The 11034-nt window shown below is 70.3% G+C and carries 9 protein-coding genes and 1 pseudogene; 1 reads left to right on the forward strand and 9 read right to left on the reverse strand.

Features of this window, described 5'->3' with window-relative positions; all coding sequences use genetic code 11:
* Window positions 1–25: 25 nt before the first annotated feature.
* The 9 genes from C0461_RS03885 to C0461_RS03925 form a co-directional block, all read right to left on the reverse strand.
* Window positions 26–799, reverse strand: a complete 774-nt coding sequence (locus C0461_RS03885; RefSeq protein ID WP_292104125.1) for a class I SAM-dependent methyltransferase — start codon at window positions 797–799, stop codon at window positions 26–28.
* The gene (locus C0461_RS03890; RefSeq protein ID WP_292104127.1) at window positions 796–1452 is read right to left on the reverse strand and encodes a hypothetical protein; all 657 of its coding nucleotides are present in this window, start codon (window positions 1450–1452) and stop codon (window positions 796–798) included. The genes C0461_RS03885 and C0461_RS03890 overlap by 4 nt, the downstream gene beginning before the upstream one ends.
* Window positions 1449–3170 (reverse strand): hypothetical protein, encoded by a 1722-nt coding sequence (locus tag C0461_RS03895; RefSeq protein WP_292104129.1) that lies wholly within the window; start codon window positions 3168–3170, stop codon window positions 1449–1451. Before C0461_RS03895 ends, C0461_RS03890 begins: the two co-directional genes overlap by 4 nt.
* Before the next feature lie 109 nt (window positions 3171–3279).
* Entirely contained in the window at window positions 3280–5139 is a 1860-nt protein-coding gene (locus C0461_RS03900; RefSeq protein ID WP_292104131.1) for a glycosyltransferase, read from the reverse strand.
* Window positions 5140–5723: 584 nt separating this feature from the next.
* Window positions 5724–6383 carry an acylneuraminate cytidylyltransferase family protein gene (locus tag C0461_RS03905; RefSeq protein WP_292104133.1) on the reverse strand — a complete coding sequence of 220 codons (660 nt, stop codon included), beginning with the start codon at window positions 6381–6383 and terminating at the stop codon, window positions 5724–5726.
* Complete coding sequence (locus C0461_RS03910; protein ID WP_292104135.1) at window positions 6380–7444, reverse strand: nucleotidyltransferase family protein; 1065 nt, start codon at window positions 7442–7444, stop codon at window positions 6380–6382. Before C0461_RS03910 ends, C0461_RS03905 begins: the two co-directional genes overlap by 4 nt.
* On the reverse strand, window positions 7441–8583 hold the full coding sequence (neuC, locus tag C0461_RS03915; RefSeq protein WP_292104138.1) for a UDP-N-acetylglucosamine 2-epimerase: 1143 nt from the start codon (window positions 8581–8583) through the stop codon (window positions 7441–7443). Before neuC ends, C0461_RS03910 begins: the two co-directional genes overlap by 4 nt.
* Entirely contained in the window at window positions 8580–9647 is a 1068-nt protein-coding gene (locus C0461_RS03920) for an N-acetylneuraminate synthase family protein (RefSeq protein WP_292104140.1), read from the reverse strand. Before C0461_RS03920 ends, neuC begins: the two co-directional genes overlap by 4 nt.
* A complete protein-coding gene (locus C0461_RS03925; protein WP_292104142.1) occupies window positions 9644–10642 on the reverse strand; it encodes an SDR family NAD(P)-dependent oxidoreductase in 999 nt (332 codons plus the stop codon). Before C0461_RS03925 ends, C0461_RS03920 begins: the two co-directional genes overlap by 4 nt.
* Window positions 10643–10828: 186 nt before the next feature.
* Between C0461_RS03925 and C0461_RS03930 the strand changes: the two are divergent.
* Window positions 10829–11034: pseudogene (locus C0461_RS03930) on the forward strand (trehalose-phosphatase); the annotation flags it as partial.

Below are 11034 nucleotides of genomic sequence, written 5' to 3' on the forward strand. Positions count from 1 at the left end.
CGGCCGGGACGAGCGCCCCGCCGTTTCACCCCGGCTTCTTGTTGCGTGCGCGGCGCTGGTCGCCGAACACGCGCAGGGCGTCCAGCTCCCAGGACTCCCAGGGCCGGACCAGTCGCAGGCGCAGCTCGGCGGTCAGCCGTTCGTCGTCGGACGCCCCGGCCAGATGTTCGGCGGCCAGGCCCTGCTCGGCCGGCGCGCGCCATAGCCGCCGCCGGTCCGCGATCTCGAAGCCGGCGCCCAGCATCAGGGCCGTCCACGCCGTAGGGGTCAGGAATCCATAGCCGGGGGCGTCGGGTCCGGCGCTTCCGTCCCCGCAGCGCAGACGCACCAGCATCTCGCCCCCGGGCCGCAGCAGGCCGTAAAGCTGCGCCAGGCGATCCTCCAGCCCCTCAAGCGGAACAAGGCCGTCCAGTTCCCGCGCCAGGATCAGATCGGCGGAGCCTTCGTCAAGGGCGTCCAGATGATCGAGGCCCGTCTCCAGGTCCAGATTCGGGATGTCGCGCGGCCGCCAGGGCGTCCCGTCGCCTTCGCCGCTCCAGTAAGCGTGCCGGTCGATTCCGAGGGCGGAGCGCGCCCGCCCGGTCGCCGCCAGAGCGCCCAGCAGCCGACCATCCCCGCACCCCGCCTCGACCACGTCCGCGTCCTCGATCAGAGGGGAGAACGGCGCGAAGAGGGCGTTCCAGAGGGCCACCGCGTCTTCCCATGCCGCCTGGTCAGCCGGGTCCCTGTCCCGGGGGCGGGGCAGGACGACCTGACGGCCGGTGTGCAGGACTTTCTTCGCCTGTTCCAGCAGACTCATGCTGCGTCTCCGGGTTTCCGCAGGATCAGCCGCAGGGTTCCGGTGGTCAGTTCAACCGGATCGTAGGCGGCCAGGCGGGCGCCATGCAGATCGGCGTAGTCCCGGGGCAGGGTCTGGCCGCCCAGACCATCGGCGGCCTCCAGTTCCAGCCCGGTGGCGCGGATCAGCAGCATCCAGCCGGCGGCGGGCAGCGGCGCGCGGATCGGCAGATCCTCGCCCAGTTCTCCGGCCCGGGCCAGATGGGGGAACAGTAGCGCGTCGAAATCGGCCCCCACCGGGGCGGCGAGCGTGTCGATGGCGAGCGCCAGAACGCCTGCGGGGGCCAGAAGATCGGCCAGGGCCACAAGACGGTCCCGGACGTGAGACAGGTCTCCGGTCTCCAGGCCGCCGCCCGCAAGGATCAGGTCGAAGCCGCCGGGGCGGGTGGTCGCGAGATCCGTCAGGGAGTCCGGGATGGTGTCGAAGCGCGCGCGAGGCGGCGGACGATCAGGGTGCAGCAGGGTAAGGGACCCGGGGGCCAGGGCCTCCTGCACCGCGCGGGCCAGGTCCGGTCCCTGCGGGCCGGACGCCAGAACCGTCCCGGCGCCCGAGGGCGCGCCCAGCGCTTTCCAGGTCTTCACCAGACCCTTGACGGGTGACAGGGCGGGGCTCATGCGGGCGCCGCCTTCAAGGCCTGCAGGAAGGCGGCGTCATAGCGTCTGACGGCCGAGGGGCGGAACCGCCGCGGGCCGCGCCGCTGCTCGACCAGCGGCTCAAACGCATCCCGCGTCTCGGCCCAGGATCGCAGATGACCGGGCGTGAAGGCCGAGCGCGGATTGATCGCGGCCACGCCCGCGCGGCCCAGCCCGGCGATGAGGGCGGTCATCATCTCGACCTTGATCTCGTCCCGATCGGCCAGAACCGGGAACCCTTGGGGGCTGCGCTCCCAGCCGGCTTCGGCCCAGGCCGGCAAGCGGTCGGTCATGGCCTGGTTCCAGGCTTCAGCCTGGGCCGCGGAGCGGACCATGGACCTGCGCAACAGCTCCATGGGTTCGATGCGGGCCGTGATCAGGCCTTCCGGGTGGGCCAGGGCCGCGGCTGCGAGCAGGTCCGAGGCCGAATCCGCCGCCATGGCGTCGGTGGCGTGCAGGGCGTGGCGCACCACCCGGTCCCGCTGATGGGCAGGGGTTGAAAGCGCCATGGTCGCGGGGATGACCAGCAGGTCGTCACAGGCCGCGAAGGAGGCCGTTCTCCAGCGCATCCAGGCGGGGAGGCCAAGCTGCTCCGTTCGGTCCGCCAGCACCAGCTTGACGCCCAGACGCCGGACTTCGGCCAGGGTGTCCGCATCCAGCAGCCCGGGACCGAAGCTGACGGCCCCGGGCGCCTCCCCGACGATCGATTCATAACGGGCGCAGGCGACAGAGGTGGCGGCGACGTCGTCCATCTCCGCCAGATCGCCCGACAGACCCCGCCACGGTTCGGGATTGATCATCACCCCCAGGCCATGACCCCGCGTGTTCAGGGTGTCCGCGAGGCGCCGGACCAGATCGTCGCCCAGCGCCTCTCCGGCCAGGACGTCGATGAAGAACAGTCCCTTGAAGCCGTTGGCCTCCAGGGCGAGAACGATGCTTTCCACAGCTGCGGTTCCGTCGCCTGCCCACCATTGGCGCGCCGCGACGTCGCGGGGATCGGCCAGGGGCGCCAGGTCGGGTCGGGCGGTGACGTCCACGGCGACCAGAAGGGCGGGCCCCGTCGGCTCCGCCCGGGGCGCCAGCCGGTCCGGGCGTCCGGGCGCGTGACGCGCGGGGGCTCCCTGGATCGTCTTCGTTTCGTCGACCGGCAGGGGAACGAGGCGCTGGGCGCGCTCGTCCGCCGCCGCGATCATGGCGGCCTTGATCGCCAGGCCCTTGCGATTACGCCATCGGCCGCGAACCCTGGGCAGAATGTCGTATTCGAACTGGCCGTCCCTGAGCTGGCCCGGAGGAAGCAGGAAACGGGGCTCGGCCCGGGCCATGTCCACCAGCGGGCGGTCGACGCCCGGCCGCCGGACGAGGAGCCGATACTGATCGGCGCCTGGAGCCACCTCGCCGATCAGCAGGTCCTCGGCGGGCGTGTCGAAATCATCTCCCAGCCGCAGGATCGGCGCATACTCATGCAGCCGCGTGAAGCGCGCCCCAGGGTCATCGGCGGGGCGGATCATCACGCGAAAGGCCAACTGGTCCGGAGTCAGCCGAAAGTCGGGCGGGAGGCGGCATTCGGTGCGAAAACCGTCATAGACCGGCCGCCGCTCGCCGGTGTCCTGATTGCGGACGATGACGCGGTACTGCTGGTTGGGCCCGGCGGACTCCCAGCGAAGGACGGGACTGGCGGCGCGTCGACGGATGGTCTTCAAGCGGCCGGCTCCTGGGCTGGCTGACGCTGAGCATGTTCAGCGCTCGGCATGGCTGCGCCCAATGCGGATATCGACGCCCGGGGCCGGGGTCAATCGGGTCGATCCGGCGTCAGGCCGCCTTCAGCGCCCATTGGGCATAGAGATCGTCCAGACCGGCCGCGGCCCGCGACCAGGTGAAACGCCGCTCGACGTCGCGGCGGGCGTTGCGGGCGACGGCCATGGACCGGTCGGGCGTCCCCATCACCTCGCCCAGCAGGTCGGTCAGCTCGCCCACGTCGCCCTTGTTGAAAAGGAAGCCGTTCTCGCGGTGGATGAGGGTTTCCGAGATGGCCGAGACATTGGAGGCCACCACCGGCAGCTCCATGGCCATGGCTTCCAGCGGCTTGAGGGGCGGCACCAGCTCGGTGACCTGCGCCGGACGCCGGGGATAGACCGCCACGTTCATCAACGAATACCAGCGCGGCGCCTCGGTGTGGGGCACGCGGCCGGGCATGATCAGGTGATCGGACACCCCCATCACGCGCGCGGCCTCGCGCACCTCGCGGAAGGCCGGCCCGTCGCCGACCAGCAGGGCGCAGACGTCCAGGCCGTCGTGGCGCAGGTGGGACAGCGCCGTGATCAGATCGACCAGGCCTTCATAGCCGGTCATGGACCCCAGGAAGCCCAGCACGCGCCGGTCGTCCAGGCCGATCTCGCTGGCCAGGGCCTGATCGCGCGGGCGGGGGCTGAACACCTGCGGGTCGACACTGTTGGGCACGACGGTGATCTTGCGCCCATCGACCCCGCGGGAGATCAGCTCGTTCTTGAGGCCGTTGGAGATCGCAACGACCGCGTCGGCCTCCTGGGCCACCCGGGTCTCCTGACGGCGCTGGAACTCGAAGCGCTCCGAGCCCTCCCAGTGCGGCGTGCGCGCCGCGCTGGTCAGCTCCCAGAGTCCGCGAACCTCATAGACGAAGGGAAGGCCGGCCTTGCGGGCGGCCATCAGGGCGGGGGCGGCGTTGACGTGGTTGGAAGCGGCCTGGACCACGGATGGCCGGACCTTGTGGATGTGCTCCAGCAGGGCGTGGCCGGCTTCGTCGCAATAGCGGTCGAACGGCGTGGCGTTGGAGGGCGGCCCGGGGAGACGGGAATAGACGACTCCATCGACTTCCTGCGCGCCCAGCCGCCCGGTCACATGCTGGGCGTCGTTGCGATCGGCGGGATAGCCGGGCCGGGTCACGGCCTCCACGCGCCAGCCTTGGCGGCTGACCGCCTTGATGAGGGAATGGGTCCGCGCGGCGTAGCCGGTGACGTGATGGGGAAAGGAGCTGGCCGCCACATAGAGCAGGGAGCGGTCCTTGACCGGCTTGATCGCGCGCCGCGCCGGGACCGCCAGACCGGACCGCTGGATGCGGGCCAGACCTTCGATCAGATCGCGACGAAGCCTGGCGTTGGCGGGCATGGTGACGTGGGCCTCGTCAAGCCGGCGGTACAGCGCCAGCGGCTCCTCGATCATGCCCGCATTGTAGAGGACCCCGGCCAGCCACAGAATCCGGTGCGTGCTGGGATCGTGCTCCACTGTGCTGCGCGCCAGGGCGAGGCTCTTGTCGAAATCGACCAGCTGCAGCGACATGGACAGGTCCGCGACCAGGCGCATGGCAACCTTGGGATCGCGGCACTCCGTCAGGGCGGCCTCGATGATCTCGTCCGCGCTCATGTCGAACACACGCAGGCTCAGCTGCTGGAGGCGCGCCGCCGTTGCGGGGTCAAGACTCGGATCGCGGACGGATGACCGGCCGCGCCGTTCCAGCGACTGGCGGCGGAGACGCAGCAGTCCGGCCGGCAGATCGACCAGCCCCCGCCACGTCCTGGCCCGGATCAGCAGGTTGCCCAGCTGGAACGAGATGGTGTCCTTCAAACGCTCGTTCTCGGCGGACAGGGTCATGACCTTCAGGCGAAGCTGAGCGGCCTCGGCCGCCAGTTTCATCATCTGTTCGCTTGAAACGTCGATGGACGGACCTGCGGCAGCGCCTGACACCGATTTACGGAGCCGATCTGTCGCGAAGGCCGCAGAACGGTGGATGCTGTCGGGCAAGCCGCGCCTCGCAGGAAAGTTCTTAACGTATCGGTTGTGTCACACGAAAGCGTGATTGACCACCGACAGGCGGTCCCGGCCCCGCATTGCCTGCCGGGCTGTGCCACCTGCGCCACGCCATTGGCGGGCAAAACCGTTCAGGAACAGGATGTCTGAAAAGGTTCCTGAGGCGACGAGCCAAATTTACCGGGTCTCATCCGCGGCTTCGAGGATGAGCGGCTGAGGCTCCCCAAGCGGACGCACTTCGGCGTAAAGACCGGCTCCCCGCCCACGCTCACCGTAAAAGCGATCCCCCGAACGCTTTTCCCTGAACCGCTGGGTGGCGCCAGGTCCCTTGAGATTCTGGATGGTTTCCATCGTCACGGCTTCCCCTTCCTTTGACTCCGGATCCGACGGGGCCGGACTCTTAGTGATCTGGTAAGGATGCGCAAGCATTTATCGCGCCACAGCAAGTCTTCGTCAGACAGGCGAATTTGAAATCAGGATTTCAGAATTTCCGCAGCCCGATCGAGGTCGTCCGACGTGTCAACGTCCACTGATCGATGCTGATCCATGACGTGATAGGCGGTGTCCGGAGCGATGAAGCCGCCGCCGATATTCAGGTGATCCCGTTTCAGGACATAGACCGCACCATTGAGGATGAGGGGCTGTCCGTATCCAGACGCCGGGCCCAGCACGCCGTCATGGCCGATCATGAGCACACCGGGTTTCGGTGCGGGCGTCACACTGACCGCCGTCGAACGATCCTGATCGCGGCACAGGGCCAGGGTCTGATCGATGTCCACGGCGCTGCGAAGGGGCGAGGTGGGCTGGAGCAGGACCAGGTGGGAGAAGGCGTCGGGCTCGTCCTCATCCGCCCAGTCCATGGCGTGGCGCACCACGTCCAGCGAGGACGCCTCGTCCGTGGCCAGTTCGGCGGGGCGCAGAAAAGGGACCTCGGCGCCGCCCGCGCGGGCGGCCTCGGCGATGGCGGGGTCGTCGGTGGAGACGATCAGACGGTCGATACCATGCGCTTCAAGTCCCGCGTCGATGGCGCGCTGAAGCAGGCTGCGGCCGTGCAGATCCGCCAGGTTCTTGCCGGGCAGGCGTCTGGAGCCGCCGCGCGCGGGGATCAGGCCGAGGACGCGGCTTCGGCTCATGGGGCCGCGGCGGCGAAGACCGCCTCATAGTCGCTGCGGGCCAGTTCGAAGTCCGGGGGGCGTCCGATGTCGATCCAGTACTCGTGGATGGGGAAGGCGCCGACGGTGTCCCCCCGGTCCGACAGGGCGGCCAGAAGGGTTGGCATGTCGTAGTGACCGCTGTCCGGGACCTGCTTGAGGGCGTCGGGTCCCAGCACATAGATCCCGGCGTTGGCGAACCAGCGGAAGGTGGGCTTCTCGCGGATGGAGACCAGCCGGTGCCCTTCGGTCTCCACCACGCCGAAGGGGGCCTCGAACCGATGCTCCCGCACGCAGACGGTGGCGGCGGCTTCGTGATCGCCGTGGAAATCCAGAAGCTGGCCGAAATCCAGCCGGGTCAGGACGTCGCCGTTCATGACGAGGAAGGGCTCCTCCATGGGCTCGTCGAGCAGGGCCAGAGCTCCGGCGGTGCCGCGCGGCTCGGTCTCGCGCAGATAGGAGATTTCAACATCAAGGGCGGAGCCGTCGCCGAAATGGCCCTCGATCACCTCGGCCAGATAGTTCACCGCCAGGCGGAAGCGGCCGAACCCCTGATCCCGCAGACGCTCGATGATGGTCTCCAGCAGCGGGCGGCCCGAGATGGTCAGCATGGGCTTGGGCGTGTGGCGGGTCAGGGGGGCCAGACGCGCGCCGCGTCCGCCGGCCATGATGACCACCAGATTGTCGCGCCGGCCCGCCTCGCCGTAGTGCTCCGGGTAAAGGCCCACCACCCGGCCCGCCTTGTCGATGACAGGCGCCTGGGTCGCGCCGCGCACCTCCAGCTCGGCCTGGATTTCGGCGGGGTTCTGGCCCCGGCGCACGGCGACGGGTTCGGCGTTCATGGCCGTCTCGACGCCGGCTTCCATGGGGGTCATGCGCAGCAGGGCCCGGCGCACGTCGCCGTCGGTGAGGGAGCCGCGCAGGCGGCCGTTCTCGTCGATGACCACCACCAGCTGGCCGCGCACGGCGTCCAGCCGCTCGATGGCCTCACGCAGGGTGGCCTGATCGGACAGCAGCCAGGGGGCCAGTTCACGACGGGTCATGATGGGCGCTCCTCGCCGGGAAAGGATTTCTGTCTGAGGCGGTCGTCGATGGGCTCGGCGGCCAGCCGGGGGGCGATGCGCGAACCTGCGCGGCCGTCGCCGTAGGGATTGGCCATGCCGGTCAGGCTGGAGCGGAACGCCGGGTCCAGCGCGCGGCTCAGGGCCTGTCGCACGGCGGCGGGATCCGGGCCCGCGTCGAGGACGTTGGCGCCCCGGTCGCGGCCTTTCTGGCGGTCGCCCACATTGACCACGGGCAGGGCGAAGGCCGCCGCCTCGATGATCCCGCTGGACGAGTTTCCCGCCATGACCGCCGCGTGGGCCAGAGCCGGGGCGTAGAGGGGGCCGAGGCTGGGGATCAGGCTGATGTTTGCACGTCCCTCGGCCCAGTTGCGGATGCGCGCCGCCTGGCCCGCCCCGCCGGGGTCGGCGTTGACGCCGGTGAACAGGACCGGATTGCCTCTTTCCGACAGGGCCGTCAGCAGCGCCTCAAGTCCGGCCGCGCCGCCGTCGGAGGTCAGGGTCTCCGGGTGCCAGGTGACGAGAACGAACGCGCCCGGATCGGCCATGTTCAGGGTGCGGAAGAAGTCGCCGCGCGGCAGGGGCGGCGCCTGCATCAGCAGGTCCAGTCCCGGCGCCCCGGCGGTGGTGATGCGCCAGTCTTCCTCGCCCATGCGGATCAGGCGCGCGGCGGCGGCGTCTGTGGCCGGAAAGTGCAGGTGGGACAGTTTGGTGATGGCGTGGCGAAAGGCGTCGTCCATGGCGCCGAGGGTCAGTTCGCCGCCGTGCAGGTGGGCGATGACCGCGCCCGCCAGCGAGGCCGCCCCCGCCGCCGCCAGGGTCTCGTAGCGGTCGCCGATCAGGACGACCATGTCGGGCCGCTCGTCGGCCAGCACCCCGGCGAAGGCGGCGGTCAGGGCGCCCATGCGACGGCCCAGGTCCGCGCGGCCGCCGCCGTCCAGGTGGGCGGGGATGCGGCAGGTGCGCACGCTGTGGTCCTCGATCAGGCTGTCGGGGCCGAGCGGATCGTCCACCACGATGGCCAGTGCGGAAACCCCGACCTCGTCCAGCGCGCGGCCCACGACCGCCGCCATGGCGCGGTCGGCGCGGGAGACGGAGACCACGCAGACCGTTCGCGTCATGTCCCGGCGGGCTCCACATCCGCCCACGCCACCGGTTCGTCCGGTTGCAGCGCGCGGGTCAGGCGGCGGCCGATCAGGCGCGGCAGGTCGTCGGGCGGGGCCCCCGTGCCGGGGCGCTTGCAGCCCAGATGCGCGGCGGTCAGCACCGTTCCGGCGGGCAGGGCGTCCAGCGCCACCACGCTGCGTCGGATGCCTGAAATGTTTGCGGCCTCCGACGGCCGGGGGCGCTTGATTCCGTCGCCCAGCATGGCCTCGGTCCGGCGCACGGCGCGGACCAGGGCCGCGAAGTCGTCCGGCGCCATGGAGGCCGCGTGGTCGGGACCGGGGGCCGCCGTATCCAGCGTCAGGTGCTTCTCGATCACCCGCGCGCCCAGGGCCGTGGCGGCGACGGCGGCCTCGGCGCCGAGGGAATGGTCCGACAGCCCGACCACGACGCCCAGCTCGCCCGACAGGGTGGTCAGGGCCCGCAGGTTCATCTCCGCGTCCGGGGCCGGATACTCGGAGACGCAATGCAGCACGCAGACCGGCGGATCGGCCTCGGCGCGCACGGCGGCCAGGGCATGGCGGGCTTCGTCCAGGGTGCTGGCGCCGGTGGACAGGATGACGGGGCGGCCTGTCCTGCCGGCGGCGGTCAGGAAGGCGGAATGGTTGACCTCGCTGGAGCCGATCTTGACCACGGCCATGTCCAGATCGCCGGTCAGGTGGGCCAGGGTGTCGAAACCCTCGGGCGTGGACATGAACATCACGCCCGCCGCTTCGCAGGCGGCCTTGAGCCGGGCGGTGTCCTCCAGTCCGATGCGCAGCCGCTCGAGCAGGTCGTAGAAGCTCTCCTGAACCCCGGTGGTGCGCTCCAGATAGTCCACCTTGTGGCTGAACCGGCCGACGATCTCGCCGGGGAGCCAGGTCTGGAACTTGACCGCGTCGGCCCCCGCGGCGGCGGCGGCCTCGATCAGGGCGAAGGCCTTGTCCATGTGGCCGTCGTGGTTCACCCCGGCCTCGGCGATGATGAAGACACGGTCGTCCCATGGAGCGTTTCCGGGGGCTTTTCCAGGGGCGGCGCTCATGTGGCGTAGTCCTGCGGACGGTACAGATGCAGGTTGTCGCGGATGAAGGCGACGGTGCGCACCAGCCCGTCCTCCAGCGACACCTGCGGCGCCCAGCCCAGGGCTTCGCGGGCTTTTGAGGCGTCGGCGATCAGGCGGTCCACCTCGCTGCCCTCGGGGCGCAGGCGCTGCGGGTCGGTGACGACCTCGATGTCACGGCCCGCCGCGCGGCCGATCATCAGGGCCAGGTCGCCGATGGAGACCTCGCGCCCCCCGCCGAAGTGCAAGGTCCGGCCCTCGATCCCGGGCGTGGCGGCGGCGCGCAGGAAGGCGTCGGCGGTGTCGTCCACGAAGACGAAGTCGCGGGTCGGTCGCGTGGCGCCCAGATTGACGGTGTTCCCGTTGAGGGCCTGCACCGCCACCGCCGGGATCACGGCGCGGGCGCTCTGGCGAGGGCCAAAGGTGTTGAAGGGGCGCAGGGTCACGGCCGGGACGCCGAACGACAGGTGGAAGGACTCCACCAGCTTGTCGGCCGCGATCTTGGAGGCCGCATAGGGGGACTGGGCCTGAAGCGGATGCGCCTCGGTCATGGGGGCGAAGCGGGCGGTGCCATAGACCTCGCTGGTGGATGTATGGACCATGCGGGCCACGCCGCAGTCGCGCACCGCCTGCAGCACGTTCAGCGTGCCCAGGGTGTTGACCCGCACATAGCTCTCGGGCGCGGCGTAGGAATAGGGAATGGCGATCAGGGCGCCCAGGTGCAGCACGATCTCGCAGTCCCGGACCGCGTCCATGACCGAGTCCCTGTCCGCCAGATCGCCGCGCCGGATGTCGACCTCGCCGCGCACGGGGGACGTGTCCAGCCATTCGGCCGTGCCCGAGGAGGTGTAGAGCACAAGGGCGCGCGTTTCCGCCCCGGCTTCGACCAGCCGCTCGCACACGCGGCTGCCGATGAAGCCGCCGCCGCCGGTGACCAGCACCCGCTTGCCCTTCAGGGAAGCGATGGGATCGACCATGTGAATTACGCCCCGGACCGCGAATCGCCTGACGCAGTCTAGACCGACGCCTCCCCACACAATCCTTAACGGGGCGGCGGCCACGGTTGATTTCGCAGGTGCGAAGAAAAATCCCCCGCCAGGGGTCAACTTCGAGGCCGGTCACGCGTTAGGATGCGGGGACAAGCCAGACAGTTCATGAGGATCATGCCGACAGACGCCGCCCTTGCCGTGACGCCCTTGTCGCCCCCGCCTGCCTTGCCGCAGCGGCCGGCCCTGTTTCTGGACATGGACGGAGTGCTGGCGCCGATCACCGACACGCCCGGCGACGTCGGGCCGGATGACCGCCGCAGCCGCGTGCTCGGCCGTCTGCTGGAGCGGCTGGACGGTCGGCTGGCGGTGGTCAGCGGACG

Origin of the sequence: Brevundimonas sp. (assembly GCF_013823285.1) — a bacterium.
GTDB lineage: Bacteria > Pseudomonadota > Alphaproteobacteria > Caulobacterales > Caulobacteraceae > Brevundimonas.

Bases quoted from the DNA above. Each gene is read 5' to 3' on its own strand.
- C0461_RS03900 (WP_292104131.1), bottom strand. From the start codon at position 5,139: ATGATGAAACTGGCGGCCGAGGCCGCTCAGCTTCGCCTGAAGGTCATG.
- C0461_RS03925 (WP_292104142.1), bottom strand. From the start codon at position 10,642: ATGGTCGATCCCATCGCTTCCCTGAAGGGCAAGCGGGTGCTGGTCACC.
- neuC (WP_292104138.1), bottom strand. From the start codon at position 8,583: ATGACGCGAACGGTCTGCGTGGTCTCCGTCTCCCGCGCCGACCGCGCC.
- C0461_RS03905 (WP_292104133.1), bottom strand. From the start codon at position 6,383: ATGAGCCGAAGCCGCGTCCTCGGCCTGATCCCCGCGCGCGGCGGCTCC.
- C0461_RS03885 (WP_292104125.1), bottom strand. From the start codon at position 799: ATGAGTCTGCTGGAACAGGCGAAGAAAGTCCTGCACACCGGCCGTCAG.
- C0461_RS03910 (WP_292104135.1), bottom strand. From the start codon at position 7,444: ATGACCCGTCGTGAACTGGCCCCCTGGCTGCTGTCCGATCAGGCCACC.
- C0461_RS03920 (WP_292104140.1), bottom strand. From the start codon at position 9,647: ATGAGCGCCGCCCCTGGAAAAGCCCCCGGAAACGCTCCATGGGACGAC.
- C0461_RS03890 (WP_292104127.1), bottom strand. From the start codon at position 1,452: ATGAGCCCCGCCCTGTCACCCGTCAAGGGTCTGGTGAAGACCTGGAAA.